The 16,982-nt window shown below is 30.1% G+C and carries 17 protein-coding genes and 3 pseudogenes; 15 read left to right on the top strand and 5 right to left on the bottom strand.

Features of this window, described 5'->3' with window-relative positions:
- The 3 genes and pseudogenes from B5X64_RS21595 to B5X64_RS21585 all read left to right on the top strand — a co-directional run.
- Positions 1-195: pseudogene (locus tag B5X64_RS21595) on the top strand (DUF6882 domain-containing protein); the annotation flags it as partial.
- Positions 196-405: 210 nt separating this feature from the next.
- Positions 406-1,014, top strand: coding sequence for a hypothetical protein (locus B5X64_RS21590; protein ID WP_079467189.1), 609 nt, complete (start codon positions 406-408; stop codon positions 1,012-1,014).
- Positions 1,011-1,616: a hypothetical protein gene (locus B5X64_RS21585; protein ID WP_123920722.1), complete on the top strand. Its 606-nt coding sequence runs from the start codon at positions 1,011-1,013 to the stop codon at positions 1,614-1,616. Before B5X64_RS21590 ends, B5X64_RS21585 begins: the two co-directional genes overlap by 4 nt.
- A gap of 234 nt (positions 1,617-1,850) precedes the next feature.
- Here the strand turns inward: B5X64_RS21585 and B5X64_RS21580 are convergent.
- Positions 1,851-2,003: pseudogene (locus tag B5X64_RS21580) on the bottom strand (single-stranded DNA-binding protein); the annotation flags it as partial.
- A 372-nt stretch (positions 2,004-2,375) separates the two neighbouring features.
- Here B5X64_RS21580 and B5X64_RS21575 point away from each other — a divergent pair.
- The 5 genes and pseudogenes from B5X64_RS21575 to B5X64_RS23425 form a co-directional block, all read left to right on the top strand.
- Entirely contained in the window at positions 2,376-4,529 is a 2,154-nt protein-coding gene (locus B5X64_RS21575) for a KAP family P-loop NTPase fold protein (RefSeq protein ID WP_079467187.1), read from the top strand.
- 522 nt (positions 4,530-5,051) lie between these two features.
- The gene (locus tag B5X64_RS21570; protein WP_079467186.1) at positions 5,052-6,119 is read left to right on the top strand and encodes a ComEC/Rec2 family competence protein; all 1,068 of its coding nucleotides are present in this window, start codon (positions 5,052-5,054) and stop codon (positions 6,117-6,119) included.
- A complete protein-coding gene (locus tag B5X64_RS21565; RefSeq protein WP_079467185.1) occupies positions 6,119-7,408 on the top strand; it encodes an ABC-three component system protein in 1,290 nt (429 codons plus the stop codon). The genes B5X64_RS21570 and B5X64_RS21565 overlap by 1 nt, the downstream gene beginning before the upstream one ends.
- Positions 7,395-7,940 (top strand): ABC-three component system middle component 1, encoded by a 546-nt coding sequence (locus tag B5X64_RS21560; RefSeq protein ID WP_079467184.1) that lies wholly within the window; start codon positions 7,395-7,397, stop codon positions 7,938-7,940. Before B5X64_RS21565 ends, B5X64_RS21560 begins: the two co-directional genes overlap by 14 nt.
- A pseudogene (locus B5X64_RS23425) lies at positions 7,930-8,055 on the top strand (hypothetical protein); the annotation flags it as partial. The gene B5X64_RS21560 and the pseudogene B5X64_RS23425, both read left to right, overlap by 11 nt.
- Here B5X64_RS23425 and B5X64_RS21550 read toward each other — a convergent pair.
- On the bottom strand, positions 8,041-8,505 hold the full coding sequence (locus B5X64_RS21550; RefSeq protein WP_228419071.1) for a tyrosine-type recombinase/integrase: 465 nt from the start codon (positions 8,503-8,505) through the stop codon (positions 8,041-8,043). The pseudogene B5X64_RS23425 and the gene B5X64_RS21550 overlap by 15 nt on opposite strands.
- Before the next feature lie 650 nt (positions 8,506-9,155).
- On the opposite strand from B5X64_RS21550, the gene B5X64_RS21545 reads away from it, so the two are divergent.
- Positions 9,156-9,428: a hypothetical protein gene (locus tag B5X64_RS21545; protein WP_065722179.1), complete on the top strand. Its 273-nt coding sequence runs from the start codon at positions 9,156-9,158 to the stop codon at positions 9,426-9,428.
- A 90-nt stretch (positions 9,429-9,518) separates the two neighbouring features.
- Here B5X64_RS21545 and B5X64_RS21540 read toward each other — a convergent pair whose 3' ends face one another.
- Together B5X64_RS21540 and B5X64_RS21535 are read right to left on the bottom strand one after the other, a co-directional pair.
- On the bottom strand, positions 9,519-10,130 hold the full coding sequence (locus B5X64_RS21540; protein WP_065722177.1) for a TetR/AcrR family transcriptional regulator: 612 nt from the start codon (positions 10,128-10,130) through the stop codon (positions 9,519-9,521).
- A 340-nt stretch (positions 10,131-10,470) separates the two neighbouring features.
- Positions 10,471-11,067, bottom strand: a complete 597-nt coding sequence (locus B5X64_RS21535; RefSeq protein ID WP_079467183.1) for a Crp/Fnr family transcriptional regulator — start codon at positions 11,065-11,067, stop codon at positions 10,471-10,473.
- A gap of 223 nt (positions 11,068-11,290) precedes the next feature.
- On the opposite strand from B5X64_RS21535, the gene B5X64_RS21530 reads away from it, so the two are divergent.
- Both B5X64_RS21530 and B5X64_RS21525 read left to right on the top strand, forming a co-directional pair.
- Complete coding sequence (locus B5X64_RS21530; protein WP_065722179.1) at positions 11,291-11,563, top strand: hypothetical protein; 273 nt, start codon at positions 11,291-11,293, stop codon at positions 11,561-11,563.
- Positions 11,564-11,706: 143 nt separating this feature from the next.
- Complete coding sequence (locus B5X64_RS21525; protein ID WP_079467182.1) at positions 11,707-12,423, top strand: leucine-rich repeat domain-containing protein; 717 nt, start codon at positions 11,707-11,709, stop codon at positions 12,421-12,423.
- Between the two features lie 329 nt (positions 12,424-12,752).
- Here the strand turns inward: B5X64_RS21525 and B5X64_RS22910 are convergent, their stop codons facing one another.
- On the bottom strand, positions 12,753-12,914 hold the full coding sequence (locus B5X64_RS22910) for a hypothetical protein (protein WP_164463393.1): 162 nt from the start codon (positions 12,912-12,914) through the stop codon (positions 12,753-12,755).
- A 311-nt stretch (positions 12,915-13,225) separates the two neighbouring features.
- Between B5X64_RS22910 and B5X64_RS21520 the strand changes: the two genes are divergently transcribed.
- The 4 genes from B5X64_RS21520 to B5X64_RS21505 all read left to right on the top strand — a co-directional run bounded on the left by B5X64_RS21520 (position 13,226) and on the right by B5X64_RS21505 (position 16,694).
- The gene (locus tag B5X64_RS21520; protein WP_079467181.1) at positions 13,226-14,389 is read left to right on the top strand and encodes an NUMOD4 domain-containing protein; all 1,164 of its coding nucleotides are present in this window, start codon (positions 13,226-13,228) and stop codon (positions 14,387-14,389) included.
- A gap of 95 nt (positions 14,390-14,484) precedes the next feature.
- On the top strand, positions 14,485-15,120 hold the full coding sequence (locus B5X64_RS21515; protein ID WP_079467180.1) for a hypothetical protein: 636 nt from the start codon (positions 14,485-14,487) through the stop codon (positions 15,118-15,120).
- A 244-nt stretch (positions 15,121-15,364) separates the two neighbouring features.
- Positions 15,365-15,838, top strand: a complete 474-nt coding sequence (locus tag B5X64_RS21510; RefSeq protein ID WP_228419069.1) for a hypothetical protein — start codon at positions 15,365-15,367, stop codon at positions 15,836-15,838.
- 232 nt (positions 15,839-16,070) lie between these two features.
- Positions 16,071-16,694 carry a hypothetical protein gene (locus B5X64_RS21505; protein WP_123920725.1) on the top strand — a complete coding sequence of 208 codons (624 nt, stop codon included), beginning with the start codon at positions 16,071-16,073 and terminating at the stop codon, positions 16,692-16,694.
- The last annotated feature ends 288 nt before the right edge of the window (positions 16,695-16,982 follow it).

Genomic DNA, 16,982 nt, shown 5'->3' with positions numbered 1-16,982 from the left:
GGCTTTGAAGAAGCATTTGATACATATAGAGGCATGCAACTGGATGAAGATGATGATTTTCAAGCTTGGTGTAGTGAATGTGAAAAAGTGCGGTTGCAATCTGATGGATGGAATGATGAGTCTGAAGAGTTTGCAAAGATTAAGTTGATCTGTGAAGACTGCTATTTCGAACTGAAAAGCTTTAATAGTAAATAATAACAAGCTTAATATAAAAAGCTATCTGGTCAACATGTAAATTTGAGCATCTAAATAAATGAAAAATTATTCTGTAAATTAATTTTTTCCTTCTTTAATTCTTTCTTTATTTTACCTAAAATCTCAGACTAGTAATGAAAAAGGATTGAAGAAAAACAAATCTCAAAAAACGATGGTTTTGCGTTATTTAATGGTGCTATTTCCGGTGGAGTGGGTTCCGTATTAGGTGGAGGGAACTTCTGGGTAGGTGCAGGTACAGGGCTTATCGTTACAGCTTTCAATTTCTTAGCACACAAAATAGATCCTGATGTAAAGCCGGAATACAACGACAAATCATTAACCAAGTGGGTGAGGAAAAATTTTGAGGGCGTTAAGGGCGCAGATAAAATAAAAGTTAAAACGAATGCAGCTCCTAAAGATAGAGTATACAAAGATGATAAGATATATGGAAAAGATTCCTACGGCAATTATACAATACATGAATGGGGAGTCCAAGATGGTAATAAACTTTATATTTCTAGATATACATACGATCAGGGAATGCTATGGTTATATTTAGTTAGTGGTCATGAGTTAATGCATTATTCTTTTGATCTTTTATTTCCAAAAGTAACAGCAGCATATCAACACGTAACAATACTGGACTGGCAAGTAAAGCAACTAACGACATGGGGTATTACAGAAGGATGGATGTTTGATCAGTCTAATGCCCCATTAAATAATCTGATAGAAAGATATCCAAAAGCTTTTGAAAATATTAACAATAAAGGCTGGAATTGGGAAAAAACAGGAATGAACTTAAATTCAACAAAACCATGAAATATATTGTCTATATTTTAATAATTTTATTCAATGTAAGTTGTTTGAACAGTAAAAATACAGTTTCGATCAATTGCAACGTAGAAGATTTATTATATATTAATTATGAATCTTCTACACAATTTAATGATATTGAAAAAATCTCTAACCTAAAAAACATAGATGATAATTCATTCCGGTTTTACTTAAAAGAGGGTGTAGATTCAAATGAAATAAAAAAAGAGAATTCTATTACTATATCAAAAAAATATTTTTTTAAAGATCCTAATCTTCAAGGAGATATTCTAATATATATTATGGGATTTAATCAAAATAATAATATAAAACATTATTTAGCAGTACGCCCGACTAACAATGGGAAATCGTCTATATACATATTAAATCAGGTCAATGGAAAAGTTAATTCAATGTTTTTAGCTTATTCTGATTACAATAACAATTACGAAAGTGAGCACATAGTTACTGAAAAAAAATCTACTAATGTTTTTAAGCTTGAAAGGTTTTCAACATCTGATACCCGTGATCATGATGGCAAATATTCTAGAAAGTGTATTTTTCAATTAGAATTAAATGATGAAGGACATTTAAAAACGAGTAAGTGACAAGTTGGATTCGAAAATTTAATTTGAGAGGTTTAAAGTATTTAAAATAATCAGATGAATAGATTATAAAACTGAAATAATATGTCAAATAATAAATTTTATAAGTGAATGAAATATTATAAATTATTCATTGTAATACCAATCTTATTAATGAATTCCTGTGTATCGATTATAGTAAGCTACAAAAAATAACTATAAATTTTTAGGATAGGAATACGTTCCTAAAACATGTCAATAAGCACACTCGAAATAAGTGGTCTGTTCGATTTTTTCGCCTTTTTTATTGCGATAATTGTCATTGGTAGCAATTGAAAAATTAACTACTTGCTTTTCATTTGACAGTTTGCGTACTTCCGCATCTCTTGTCAGTCTTCCGATAATGTTCATACTGTTGTTTTAAGATTGTACATTTTAAATTGTTGTCAATCTCGTCTCCGTTCTTTCTCTGAAGGCTCCTTGGCCTTCGCTGAATATTTTTCAAAAGAAAAACCGGAAAAAAGAAAGCAGATATGAAGTGTTGACAAAGAAAATTGACCAAAAGGAAACGGAATAATTGGAGGGTACCTTTAGGGAGGAAACCGTTTATGCCGTAGTCTTTTGGTGGGAGAGGAGTTGGCTGGCAACAATACCTTAGCTGCCTTTTTACCGGTTTATTATGGAAAATACTTTAGTAAAATACTACATTATGTAATCGTGAAATTTATAATTAATTCTTTCAGATATTTTTTTGAATGCTTATTTTAGTGAAAAATAAATTTTATGATAAATACGGATCAGCCAATTACAGATCCTAGTAATGATAAGCTTGGAAGAAAAATTTTTGCGGAAGAAATAGCATCAGGCTTGGTAAATTCTTTCAAGGATAATAATGAAAGTATAGTAATTGGTTTAAGCGGAAATTGGGGTTCTGGAAAATCAACACTTGTTAATTTTATAGTTCAGGAAATTGAAAAATTATCAAAATCTGAAGACCAAGAAGTTATTGTGGTAAGATTTAATCCTTGGATGTTTACTGGACAGAAAGAGCTACAGAATATTTTTTTAAAAGAGTTGTTAACAAAGTTTAGAGCTAAGACAGCTAAACTTAAGGATTTATCGGAGAAACTATCAGAATTTTTAGGTCACTTAACATGGTTGAAATATGTTCATCCAGGAACAGGTGAGGCTGTAAAAGATGTTAAAGAGTTTTTGGAAGGAGTTAACAAGGAACAAGATATTAATGAACTAAAACAAGATATTGACAAACTACTCATTGAATCAAAGATCAAGTTGTATATTACTATAGATGATATTGATAGACTGACTCCAACAGAAATTACAGATATTTTTCAACTTGTAAAATTGAACGGTAATTTTGCTAACACCATTTTTCTGCTTGCATACGATCAAAAAGTCGTAGCGCAGGCATTGACAAGGCAGTTTGGTGAAAATGGAAGTAAATACATTGATAAAATTGTACAGGTGGACTACATGATTCCAAATATTTCAAGAAATACAATTTCAAGAATATTTGGTGATACTCTTTTAAATTTATTTCCCGATGGTGATTTAAAAAATCTCCTTGAAGAAGAAATTGAATCGATAAAAGAGCAGGATTTTGTAAAGTATTTTTCATCATTAAGAGACGTTTATCGTTTCACAAATAGTTTGAAATTAAGATTGTCATCGGTGTACAAAGACCTTAATCTGTATGATTTTCTAAGGCTGGAAGCTATGAGGATTTTTGATTTTGATGCTTATGAATATATTTTAAAGTCAAAAGAAGAACTAATAGCTAAGAAAGAGGGAGCTAGTAATATGTTGGGCATAGAGCCTGCCGGAAAAAGATCACTCATTGAGCAGACTTCTTTTGAAAAAACGACACAAAACATTTTAATAGAGCTTTTCGACATTGGAGATTTTGGTTACTTTCAAAGCATGGACGAAGCTGGTTTGATTAAACATCGAAGATTAGCCAACAAACATTTTTTTGACAGATACTTTAACCTTCAATTGGGTGATTTTGATATTTCCGAAAGAATCTTTGATAAGTTTATTGATGATTCTTCGATTGATGAAAAAGAAGAAATTCTTCGACAAATGAATGAAAAGGACAATCTGGTAAAATTTCTTCGTTGGGTAGAGCTGAAATGCAATGATGTCGAAATCGGAAAGATTAAAGATATATTTTCTGCAGCGCTGAATGTTTGTGAGAAAGTTGAATATAAAAAATTCAGTATTTTTAGCTCTGGTTCTGACTTTGATTTCTTAATTAATTTCTGTCATAAACTTCTTGAAAAAGTCAATGGAATTGAAGAAAAAAGAGGTGTAATTTTGGAGAGGCTACGCTCTAAAAATGGCATCTTTTCGTTTGTAGATTACTATTTATCGGACACTTTGATGCTTGTAAAAATAAGAGGTGATGAAAACAAATCAACATACAATTATCTATGGAGTACTTTATACACTGGAAATAATGAAATTGATGAAGCATTTTTTGATGAAATTCTTCAATTACAAAAGGATTCAGTACTATCCCTCTTCACAAATCACTTTAATGGTACAACATTATTGAATGAAGATCAATTACTGATGATAGTGCCTTTAATGAACAATTACCATGCTGAGGAATTTAACGCAATGTTTCCAGAGCTAATAGATGACGACAAAAAACTTTTGAAATATATTTGGATGTCCGCTAAAAGATCATACAGAACTTCAGTAGAAGGAACCTTTTTTCAACTTTCTGAGTTACAATTCTTACCTGGACTAGATAAAGAGCTAGCAAAAGAAAGATTAATAAACACAGATAAGGATGATTTGGATGAGAGTGAGAAAAAAGTTTTGAATTTATATTTGAAAGCATATTCAGATGGCTTTATCCAAAATAAATACTATGATATTGAGGATGTGGATAAAATTATAGAGCTCTGATAAAGTGAACATTGCTCCAGAGCTGGAGCAATGTTTTTATTGTTCAATTACAATCATTTTAATTTAACTTAAAAATAACATCTATTTAATACCGTATTTCTACTGAATGATTAGAGCTTAGAATAGTATATTTTAACACCTTAAAAGTTTAAAGATAATTTCATCAATTATGGGAATCCTCAATATATCTTTAATAGTATTGATTACTTTTGAAAAATTCCATGAAATAAAGAGTATTGGATTTTAAAAATAATATTAAATAGTGATTCAGGATAAACATTATTGCTATAAAATTAAATCTTTCTTATGATTATATTTGTTAATCGACCTACAAATAGATTTTGGCAAAACCTTGATATACTGTTGCAATTATTCTATTTGACAGAATATTAAAAAATAGCTACGAAAATCTAGTTTTCTTGTTATCGAAAACCTAATATTTACGGGAGGAATAGCTTAGGATGCCCAGAAAAAAATAAAGCTAAACGCCTAATTATTTTACAATAATACTACCATGAAACTATGAAAATTAAATTATTAAAAGCATTTAATGGAGACGCAATCCTAATTACTTTCAAAGAAAAAGAAAAAGTAAGAAACATCTTAATTGACGGAGGAATGGCTGCAACTTATGTTCAGAAAGGAAAGAATGGTAAGCTGCAATATGGAGAACTAAAAGAAACCTTTGACAAAATCAGAGAGAATAACGAAAAAATTGACCTACTTATACTTACCCACGTTGACGATGACCATATTGGAGGTGTATTGAAATGGTTTGAAAAAGATAAAGAGGCAGATAAAATAATTGGAAAGGTTTGGTTTAACTCAGGAAAACTTATTTCAGAATACTTTGATGAACAAGAAATAGCTGATAATTTATTACAAATAGAAGCAGAAAGTATTCTAACTAGTATAGGACAAGGAGTTAAGTTTGAGGATTATATTGAAGAAAAAGAAATTTGGGATAGAAAAATTTTTATAGCATTACAATATTTTGAACATTTTGGTATTAAGTTTAAAATTTTGTCGCCTAGTCCTGATAAACTAAAACTTTTACTTGGTAAATGGGAAAAAGAAAAGCCAGAATCATTAGATACTTCAGTAGATAAGAATGATTACGAACTTACACTAACAGATCATATTAAGAAAGACAAATTCAAAGAAGATCAAGCTGTCCATAATGGTAGTTCTATTGCTTTCATAATGACATTTGACAAAAAGAATTTTGTTTTCTTAGCAGATTCACATCCAACAGTAGTCGCAAATTCACTGAAAACATTTGGATATTCCAAAGAAAAGCCATTAAATGCAGAATTGGTAAAAATTTCTCATCATGGTAGTAAAGCGAATAGTAGTGTAGAGCTACTGGAACTCATCAAAACGAATAAATATTTAATAAGCACTAATGGGGATAAACATACACATCCAGACAAACAGTTTCTTGCAAGACTAGCATCTGTAAATGATAACTGTGAAGTGTATTTTAATTATCCAGAAAAAATCGAAGAAATTTTCTCAGCGCAAGATTATCTTGATTTCCCAAACTTCAAACCTACAAGTAAAGAGAATAACGAATTTACTTTTAAATAATGTCAAGAATCGATTTATTATCAAAATTTACTGTGAAAGTTGAAGGTGGAAGCGGATGCTTATTTCAACCAATGAATGATGAATATAGCTATGTTCTAACGGCTAAACACGTTATTATAAATAATAACACCCCATCAATAAATCAACAAATTGTAGAAGAAGACGGATCTTTGAAAAATGTACCATTAGAAATTATTGGAAGCGCTTTTCTACACTCAGATCCTAATAAAGATGCTGCAATTATTAAAATTAAAAAAACAGATACAATAGAAATATTGCTTCGGGATGATATATTATCTGAAAATAAAGATGGATATTTTTTATGTGGACATCCTAATTCTAGAAGAAATCAAGATGATAGTTTTAGACTTGATGAAATCACGATACTACAAACTAAGCAAGACAATTATCGGGAATCAAAAAGCAAACAGCCAATAATCTACAGTGAAGTAGCTGGTCAATCAGGAGGTGGTATTTTGAAAGTAGAAGATACATGCATCTTGCTGGGAGGTATTCAGTCAAAAATGGCGGCAGAAGATGGAAAAGAAACTTTAGGCCGATTAGTGTTTATGCCCTTAGCATTTTATGATGAGATTATAGCTGAAAATGAAGACGAACTCTGCAAATTATTTCCACCGTATATCGGATCTTTTGAGAGGTTGCTGAATGATATTTTTCTTTTACCCAATCTTGAATACAAAAAAAACATAATTCAAAAAGAGTTAAAAAATATCTCAAAAGATCTTTGTGAAGACTTTTCCCCAAACTCTATTTTGGAAATATTTAAAGATGAGTTTCTTGTTAATGGCACGGATAAAACGATAAGTATTCATAAGAAACTTTGGTCGTCCTTTCTTGAATTATTGACTTACAATCAACTTCATTCTGATAAAAAGTTAAAACTTGAGGATTTGAAAGAACTTCACAAAAAAAGAAAGTTATTTATTATTGACACAAATAGTTGGACGAAGAAAATAAATGAAATCTATAGTTCTAACTTATCAGATATTGAGATTGGTGGCTCTATCGTTGTATGTGCCACTAATGAGAATAATCCTCCACGAATTGAATATTCCAAAGAGGAACTAAAATTATTAATACCAGATATTAGTAACCCAATAGATCCAAAAAACATCAGTAATACAGTGAAGAATCCTTTCGAAGATTTAAAGTTGGTAAATATCTTTAAATTTCAAGATTCGATTATAAAAAATATTCTTAAATATCAAGAAATGACTGTGTTGAATTCAAGAGAAACAATAAAAGCAAATACCCATGGAGTCCTATAAAGAACTAAAATTCGAAGAGCTTTCAAAAAAACTTAAGAAAGACTTCCCAATCAAAGAATTAGTGTTTGGAGAATTTCTGTATGGTGGCGTAATCCCATTAGTATTTGTATGCTTTGAAACAATGGATGATTTGAACAAAAATTGGAAAGATTTTAATGGTCAAATTACCACAGATTTTGTAATTAATTTAAAGGAAGAATATTCCAGATGGAATTTTTACGTTTTCTATTTGTCTACGGATGTGGTTTCAAAATCATTGAAATACGAAATTGAAAATAATAAATTCAGCAGTAGGAAAATAGTGATTGAGAATAGTAATTCTATTACTATGAAATTAATTGAGCAGGTAATTTCCGAACATATAACAAACAATAATATTGAGATTTATGTTGAGAATAAGAATTCATCAAATTTCAAAAAGAATGACTCAATTGCCGCAATTTTAGATAATATGAGTTTAGGCAAAAAAAATGATGATGATTTGCAAACAACATTAGATTTAATTGAAAAAAAATATAGCGATGAAATTTAAGAAAGTTGAAATACAGGCATTCCGAGCTTACGATACAGCCAAAGATGGGACATTTGACTTTACCCGTCAAGAGGATGGAAAGAGTGCCGATTTTATATCCTTATACGCACCAAATGGATTCGGAAAAACTTCGTTTTATGATGCTGTTGAATATGGTATTACAAATAATATTGATGGTTTTTATTACCCACTGCACGCCACGCTGACTGTAGCGGGAATCGAAATCTTTTCTATTCGGAGCTAAAACATCAATATCTTCGATATTCCTGTTTTGATTGCCATTAAACAGATACTGATTAGGATTCTCAATACTGATAAAGGTTTTCAGTCCACGGATCAAATGTTCCGACAAAGGAACATACCGGTCTTTGCTCCCTTTACCCTGAACAACATGTAACATCTTCCGGTCAAAATCCAGATGCTGAAGTTCGATATTCCTTACTTCCATACACCGCAGTCCACAGCCGTAAATAAGTCCGATGAGCAGTTTATGTTTCAGGAGTTCGGCGGATTGAAGCATACGCCAGATCTCTTCCCGACTCAGGATGACAGGAAGCTTTTTCACTTGTGGAATAGCGGGAAGATGCAGAAAACTATAAGGCAGGCCTTCCGTTTTCAATAAAAAGCGAAGTCCGTAAACGGTGTGTTTAAAGTAAGTTTGGGAAGGAGTTTTGGAGCGTTGCTGCAGTTCAAAAAGATAATCTTTGACCTGTTCGGGATCCAACTCGGTAGGCAGGGTTTTAAAATGCAGTGCCACGGCTGTCACATGGCGGGAATAATTGTCGAACGTTCTGGGGCTCCTGCCCAAGATCGAAATATTCCTTTCGAAGCGTTGCAGCAGTTCGGCAAAACCACTAACTTCGCTCGAGGCACGGTTCAGAATTTTGTTTACCCTTAACTCCTCCGGAGATTTTTTTTGTAGCCATTTTATAGATTTTTTTTTGTTTAACCAAAGTTAATAAAACAGCGAAGGGAAAAGCTACCGGAGGTTTAGTTCAACAAGGATTTTGCAATAGTGGGGCGAAACTGCAAAGTTCAACGGCAGTTCTTCGGTTCAAATTTTGTTCAAAATTGAAGATTTGTGCTTCGAATGCCCCACCATCGCAAAGGAGCCCCGAAACGTTCTAGATCAAATAAAGTCTCAAAAAACGATTCAATACTTTTTGAATATTAAGATTTATTCTTACATTGTTCGATAAATAATAAAAATATTGTATGAAGTTAAAATGCACTAACAGCGGTTTAATTTACGTCAAACAGACAATTATTGTTAGTATTAAAAGACCAAATTCTTTAGAAGGTGCAAAAGTATTAGGAAAGCCAGTTTTAATAAACGTTTGCAATGTTGTTTTTTTAAGTCACAATAATGATGGAAAAGTTACTTTCTTCATGCAAAATGGTTTTGAAATATCACTTAATATATTTTTCTCGGAAGCTGAGCAGATTTTGAATAGCGCAATGCAAGGCAAAGAAGATGAAATAAATTGATAATAAAAATTAGAAGTAATTGCTTTTAAAACTCCTGTAACACTCAATGAATATCAGAAAACGATATTTTTTTCTTAAAAACTGTAGTAATCATAACTTCTCTTCTGCAAAATCTAAAATATTTATAATTGCTTTTTCAATTTTTTTTCTTCCATCATCAGATTTTGTATCTATTCCGCAGAAATGACTTCCATTTGTAGATGCACATAAACTAAGATGGTAAATTCCCGCTTCTAATACAGCGATAATCGCTCTGTATTCTTCAGATTTTTGATGTGATTTTAAAAATAAAGCTTCTCTGGATTTTTCTTTCTGTTCAAAAAGCTTTTTTATTTCTGTTCGATTTTCTGATAGTTGCCAGAGAATAAGTTTTTGAAGTTCCTTATTTTTTCTTAAATCGTTGTATTGACTAAGTAAAGCCAATTTTAGCAACTCATTTCCATGAACTTTCATATCTACATTGGCTGTTTCTTCATCAGCAGTATTCCAGTAATCTTTTGATTTAAGGTATTCATCAATAAGTTTATCCGTACTTCCAAAATATTCATAAATAAGTTTTTTGTCATAACCGGCAACTGCTGCGATTTTACTAACCATCAATCCTGAATACCCTTTTGTTTTCAAAATTTTTCCGACTGCATCTAATAGCCTTTGTTTCGTCTTTCCCTTATCCCTAATTGGTCCCTGAACAATTTTTCTCATTGTATTTGAATTTATTGTGAATGCTAAAAGCAGATTACTTTATTTTTATTTTACTGAAACGATAGCAATAATTTAAATACCCAATAGTTTTATAATTTATAAATAAAGGGTTAAAACAATTCGAGTTTTAACCCTTCTATGTAAAATTTGTGTAAAGGAGTATAAAACGATTCCCTATACAAATATAAAATTTTTAATGAACCGCTGATACATGATACGATAGCAAATTAATTAATTATTGTCAGTGCTGGGGGAATGTCTTTTTAGGTGTTTTACCCAATCTATCTACATTTTAATGATTAATTAATACTAACATCTATATAGTTTATAGCAATTATTTTTAGCAAAAGATTTTACCATTCTCAATTTTTACAGCATCATTAGTTTGCATTTTTTTAATAGTCCTGATTACTGTTTCTACTCTCAATCCTGTCAGATTGGCTATCTGCTGACGTGTTAAAGGAACTTGAAAGGAAAAGGGTTTTTTGCAATTATTATCTCGTTTAAGGATGTTTAATATTGCTTGAATTTTGTTAATTGGGTCTGCCGCTGCAAGATTAAGCATCATAAAGTACTTATCATACAGACAAGATGAAAAGTATTTCAAAAACATAGAAGAAAGATGATCGTTATCTTCTAACAACTTATAAAAGTCATTTTTCCGAAGCTTTAAAATACTACATTGAGTAATAGCAATACCTGTTACATTGTAAGGCTTAGTATTAAAAAGGAATGATTCTGCAAAACATTCTCCCGTTGTCATAATATTTTGAATGAACTCTTTACCATCATCAAATAAATTTTGCAATCCAACAGTTCCGGTAAAAACCTGAAAATAAAAATTAGGATCTGAACCTTCGGAAAAGATAGTTTCACCTGATTGAAAATCTGAAAAATCTGCTCCGTATTTTAATAAAAGATCTTCACTGATTATCATAACTAAAAAATTAAAGTTTAAATATGGTATTATTAGTTTGTGGTCGAGTCCAAAAACTAAACCATTTTTGCAGTGAATATGATAAAAAATTTTTATTATTACATTTATAAAGTCAATAAAAATATTTTACTTAATAACCATAAATAATCTCAAAAAACGATTCAATACTTTTTGAATATTAAGATTTATTCTTACATTGTTCGATAAATAATAAAAATATTGTATGAAGTTAAAATGCACTAACAGCGGTTTAATTTACGTCAAACAGACAATTATTGTTAGTATTAAAAGACCAAATTCTTTAGAAGGTGCAAAAGTATTAGGAAAGCCAGTTTTAATAAACGTTTGCAATGTTGTTTTTTTAAGTCACAATAATGATGGAAAAGTTACTTTCTTCATGCAAAATGGTTTTGAAATATCACTTAATATATTTTTCTCGGAAGCTGAGCAGATTTTGAATAGCGCAATGCAAGGCAAAGAAGATGAAATAAATTGATAATAAAAATTAGAAGTAATTGCTTTTAAAACTCCTGTAACACTCAATGAATATCAGAAAACGATGAGAAAAATGATTTGTAAAATTTCGTAAATTTGAATAATGCCTGAAATTTTAAACAATACTATCCATGATTGAAACTTATGAAAATTATATTAACCGTTTTTTTACTTGTTACAGCGATATGTTCCGCTCAAAGTTTGAAATTTGAGAATTCAGAATTTGAAAAAATAGTATTAGCAAAATATCCTGAAATTGACTCAAACAAAAACAATCGTATTGAACAAAATGAAGCTGAAAGTCTGGAAAAACTAAGTTTAATGGAAACAAACTTAACAAATGCAAATGACGTACGGTATTTCAGAAATTTGACCTATTTATCACTTACAATCAACAATATTGAAGAATTTATAATTAAGGATTTTTTTAAATTAGAGAAATTATATATCGCAAGAAATAAGTTGAATAAACTTGAAATTAATAATCTACCATTATTAAATGAATTCGCTTGTGGTTTAAATCAATTAACAACAGTTAAAATTAAAAACTGTCCTAATATTTTATCTTTAAATATGATGGATAATCAAATAAAAAAAATTGACTTAAGTCCATTTAAAGAATTAAAATATTTGACTATTGATAGTAATAAATTAGAAAGTCTTGACTTATCTAATAATCTCGAATTGATACAAATTACTATTGACGATAATAACATAAAAACACTTGATATAACGAAAAATAAAAATCTTAAAATGAATATACTATATATTGATGATGATGTCAAGATTATAGGAACACCAGAACAATTATCTGGCTATAAATCAGCAGCAAAAGTTGGACCTCCACCTCTAAGTAAATAAAAACTGCACGCATTAAGATATTTTCAAAATCCAAGTTGAACGGCGTAGATTGAGCATTTGTGCAAAATTCAACTTTCGTTCTTCGCTTCCGCTTTACTTCTAAAAATTCCGGCCTTCTGAAATAAACGAAATTTTAATACATAATACTAAGTCTCAAAAAAAACGATCTAATATTATCACAATGCGTAAAGTTGTATGCTATGCTAAAAGACTGAAATTGATAAAACATATAGATTAATGAGCGAAGCTGTTTACTTTACAAGATGATAAAATTGAACTATTAAAATAATCTCAAAAAACGATCAAAAAAATACTTAATTTCTGATTATTTAAAACAAAATATTCGGTTTAACATGTCCTGAAGCTCCCTTAGCAAGAAAAACAACTTTCCGGTTTAATGATTTTGCCTTTTCCAATGCTTTAATTGCTTTCTGACGTTCGATTTCTTTTGTAATACCAGATGTGTTCTCTAAGTTATTCGAATTTTTCATATTTAATGGGATGTTTAAATGACTTACTGTATTATAGCATAAAGCAGACCATTAATAAAAATTATGACGGTTTTGTAGAATAATATTATCTTATATAGTATCTACCTGAGTAAATACACATTTTAGAATATTTAAGAAATAATTAGTATAATATTGCAATCTCAAAAAAGGATATCTTTAGAATAGGCAATCTAACATCATTTTTGCTGATATATTTTTGATAATGTGAGTATGGATCTAAGTGGAAAGTTTTTATATTTTTGTAACGGTCAGTCAGCTGAAAAGTATAATCTATTTTATTGTAGACAGGTATGAAACTTCCCGAAGAATTTGTAGATGAGTATGTAAAAGAAGTCCTGTACAACACTTCTTTGAGAAATCTCCAAAATGAAGAATGGAAACTCATCGAAGGTTTTGAAAATTATGCCATTTCAAACTATGGGCGGTTAAAGAGCAGAGAACGTTTTATTTCTCTTCCAACAGGACACGATTGGAAGCTGCCGGAGTTAATAATGAAACTAATTTTTGTGAAGCAATCAAATGCTTATCTTAAAAGCAATAGCTATAATGTTCATTGTACCTTATCCCTGGAAGGTAAAAAATATAGAAAATCAGTAGCCCGTCTGGTATATTATCATTTTATAGAAAGGTTTGATTTGAATGACCTGCGTATTACAATTATCTCAAAGGACGGTAACGGACTTCATGTTCATTCCTGTAATTTATTAAAGGTTTCAGCAAGCGAAAGAAGCTTAAGAATATTCACAGGTAATAGAGCAAGAAACCGCCATGTTATCTATCAGCAACCGGTTAATCAATACACAGTAGAAGGTAAATTGGTTTCTTCATTTGACAGTATTTATGAAGCTGCTAAACAAATAGGACAAAGTGCTGAATCTATGATGGATGTTATCCATAAAGAATTTTTGACAGCTGGTGGATTCCGTTGGTTTCTGCAATCCTATATTCCCGAGAAAGCAGATTTTACAGTGAGTGGCCAAGTTGATAGTAAACCTGATGTGTTTAATGTCTCTCTTTGGAAAAAACTGGGAAAACCAAGTGTTGATCATAAAAACCCTCCTGCATGTATGAATATGTCTTTACATGATATGCCGGATGAAGGATGGAAGCCTATTCCTGGTTTCGATGAAAGGTTCTTGATATCTGATAAAGGGAGGGTTAAAAGGACGGAGGGATGGACAGTAGCAGGTAGAAGAATCTTTCTAAAAGAACAAATCTTAGCCCAATTTGTACATACTGACGGAACTCATCAGTCTCTGTACACAATTTTGAACTATAACGGCAAAAAAAAAGCTATTACAATTGCCAAACTTTTATTTTACTGTTATGTAAAAGAATTTGATATATTTGGTCAAACCTTTCTTGTCATAAACAATAATTATCCGTTTTGGAACTTGGATCACAGCAAACTGTCGCTACACTCAATACATTCAGTGCTAAAAGGAAAAATATGAAATCACCTTTTCGCTTTAGGCGCAATGATAATATAAGTAATTGGTCTCAGAAAACGATTAGATCTGTGCCGTTTTAGGAGTGAAATAAAATTAATATGAGTAAAAGATTTTTGAGAGGTTTGATACTTAGTATAGAATATTTAGCTTTAATAGGCTCTATTATTCTTATAGTACACTCTATTAAGAATTCCAATTGGGAAGTTACAGCAGCTGCATTAGCGGTAATTGCAGCAATTATTGCAAATTTTAATTCTCAACGTATTTCCTGGAAACAGGAAGACGAGTACGAAGCTGATATTGAAATTAATTTTGATTTAAAAACAATTAGCAGAAAGGTATTGCTCGTAATTGAGAATACTGGCGGTAGTAGAGCTTATAAAGTGAATTTCACTATTACTCCGGAATTGAAAGTGATTAAAAATGAAATAATAAAAAATGGAAATCTAAATTTTATTGACAAAAAAGAAAGAATACAATATAATGTATCTGATACTGCTGATATGTTTACTCAAAATTTAAATGGTGAACGGCCAAAAGACTATACAGTTGAATACTCATTTTCGCAAACTGAAAACGGAAGATTGGTAAAAAAGCAGAAAACAATTTCTATGGAACAATATAGAATGACAACATCACCAGATTCAGATTTGGAAGACTTTTATATAAAAAATAGCAATATTTCAGACAAATTAGACAAATTGGAAAAAGCAATTTTACAAATTAGGAAATAATTAATTTATGAGTAGACATAATTTTATTATTAGCATTTTACAAAAACCTAAACGTCTATTTAAAATCTCAAAAAACGATAAATTACGCCAATAGATTGCATAGGAACAGTAAATTTTGAGAAATTGTGATTAACATAGTTAATATAAGCGGGAATCACTAATTTAAAAATGAATTATAGTAGTGGAAAATTTTATAAGTAAGAACCAAGAAGCATGGAGAAAAAATTTTAGAGTGAATTCTAAAATGAAATCTCTTAATAAAAAACTATTGGCTTTGTACGACATTATTCTTAAAAATGAAAGGACTGATAGCGATTATTGGTATTTCATTGGGGCTGATGAATTCATTAATTATTTTTCTTATTTAGATACAGATGATTTTCAGGAACTCATTTCTGATATTCCAAACTGGACTGAAGATCAAAAATGGATTTTAAGAGAATGCTTATCATACGGCGGCCTGAGATATGATAATCACAGAAAATCTAAAACTTTTGAGAATCAAAGTCTTCTTTTAACTTTTTTATTTTCGGTTACCAATGACGAGGATGTAAAAGCTTATATATTTGAAAATGCTGATATTATAAATGATGGTCAACCGAAACCTTACCATTTATTAATAATGATTAAAACCTGGGCAGATAAACATATTCCCCACACTCCTAATGAAATTCATTATCAAAATTTAGATGCTGCAATCAAAAAAGCTAGTTGTTAGAAATTGGTACGAGAACTGAATTAATTGCTCATATCAGATCAGCATTTGCTTGATCGAACTTATAATTGAAATTAGTAGGACAACTCGAATTATGATAATAATTAAATCTCACAAAAAGATTAAAATATTATATTAGCAGCATAATAGCTTTATGCAAGTTATATGAATCAGATTGACGCAATGCATTAATTTGAGAATTATCTATATAATGCCCAAACTCTCGCTAAAATATATGGACTGGACTTTCAATTCAATTTTGTTTGACAAATTAAACATTAACAAAGTTTACCAAAAAGATTTAAAAGACAATAATATTAATTGGCCAAATTTGGACTTCGAAAATTCTGAGTACGCGATACTTTGGCATTTAAAAACAACGGATAAAATTCTGAAACAAATTCCAAAATCAGAAAATCTTAAATTTCTACAATTAAATTGGGCAAATATTACTGACTTCAAAATCATTTCTGAAAGGTTTTCAAATCTCAAAAGACTGGAACTTCATTGTTGTATTAAATTATTGAATGATGATTGTATAGATTTGCTGAGTGAAAATTTAGAAATTTTACATATTCATACATCAAAAAAATTTCAATTCACTGATAATCTTTTAAAACTAAAAAACCTAAAGGTCTTGCGCCTAAATGATTGTGCACCAATAAAAAATCTGGATTTCTTAAAAAACTTTCCTAAACTTGAAGATTTTAGATTTGTAAATACAAATATTTTAGACGGAAATCTAAAATCAATCCTTGAACACCCAACAATTAAAAGTGTAGGGTTTCTGAACAAAAGACATTATAACATAAAAGATATTGAAATGGAAAAACTTCTGGTAGAAAAATTTAGAAAATAAAAAGTACTGCAAATCCATGTGTAAATAAAAATCTCAAAAAACGATAACTAATTGCTGTAGTAATAATAGTGAAGTTTCCATACATAAATGTTTTATCTTTAAAGAGAAATCTAATCTTAGGAACTGAAAAACACATTCTATGAAACTTTGGAAAAATTACTATCAGATGTAAAATTAAAAATTTGATATGGACTACGAAGAATTCGCTGATGAAAAGTGTCAGTCATTAATGCAGATCCAGGAAGAATTTAGGGAGAAATTCGGAATAGATCGGTATGAACTCTGGCA

The sequence above is a fragment of the Chryseobacterium balustinum genome, assembly GCF_900168205.1.
GTDB lineage: Bacteria > Bacteroidota > Bacteroidia > Flavobacteriales > Weeksellaceae > Chryseobacterium > Chryseobacterium balustinum.
This window is presented reverse-complemented; position numbering and strand designations above follow the sequence as displayed.

Coding starts and splice junctions, on each gene's coding strand:
- B5X64_RS21585 (WP_123920722.1), top strand. CDS start 1,011: ATGAAATATATTGTCTATATTTTAATAATTTTATTCAATGTAAGTTGT.
- B5X64_RS21575 (WP_079467187.1), top strand. CDS start 2,376: ATGATAAATACGGATCAGCCAATTACAGATCCTAGTAATGATAAGCTT.
- B5X64_RS21570 (WP_079467186.1), top strand. CDS start 5,052: ATGAAAATTAAATTATTAAAAGCATTTAATGGAGACGCAATCCTAATT.
- B5X64_RS21565 (WP_079467185.1), top strand. CDS start 6,119: ATGTCAAGAATCGATTTATTATCAAAATTTACTGTGAAAGTTGAAGGT.
- B5X64_RS21560 (WP_079467184.1), top strand. CDS start 7,395: ATGGAGTCCTATAAAGAACTAAAATTCGAAGAGCTTTCAAAAAAACTT.
- B5X64_RS21545 (WP_065722179.1), top strand. CDS start 9,156: ATGAAGTTAAAATGCACTAACAGCGGTTTAATTTACGTCAAACAGACA.
- B5X64_RS21540 (WP_065722177.1), bottom strand. CDS start 10,130: ATGAGAAAAATTGTTCAGGGACCAATTAGGGATAAGGGAAAGACGAAA.
- B5X64_RS21535 (WP_079467183.1), bottom strand. CDS start 11,067: ATGATAATCAGTGAAGATCTTTTATTAAAATACGGAGCAGATTTTTCA.
- B5X64_RS21530 (WP_065722179.1), top strand. CDS start 11,291: ATGAAGTTAAAATGCACTAACAGCGGTTTAATTTACGTCAAACAGACA.
- B5X64_RS21525 (WP_079467182.1), top strand. CDS start 11,707: ATGAAAATTATATTAACCGTTTTTTTACTTGTTACAGCGATATGTTCC.
- B5X64_RS22910 (WP_164463393.1), bottom strand. CDS start 12,914: ATGAAAAATTCGAATAACTTAGAGAACACATCTGGTATTACAAAAGAA.
- B5X64_RS21520 (WP_079467181.1), top strand. CDS start 13,226: ATGAAACTTCCCGAAGAATTTGTAGATGAGTATGTAAAAGAAGTCCTG.
- B5X64_RS21515 (WP_079467180.1), top strand. CDS start 14,485: ATGAGTAAAAGATTTTTGAGAGGTTTGATACTTAGTATAGAATATTTA.
- B5X64_RS21510 (WP_228419069.1), top strand. CDS start 15,365: ATGAAATCTCTTAATAAAAAACTATTGGCTTTGTACGACATTATTCTT.
- B5X64_RS21505 (WP_123920725.1), top strand. CDS start 16,071: ATGGACTGGACTTTCAATTCAATTTTGTTTGACAAATTAAACATTAAC.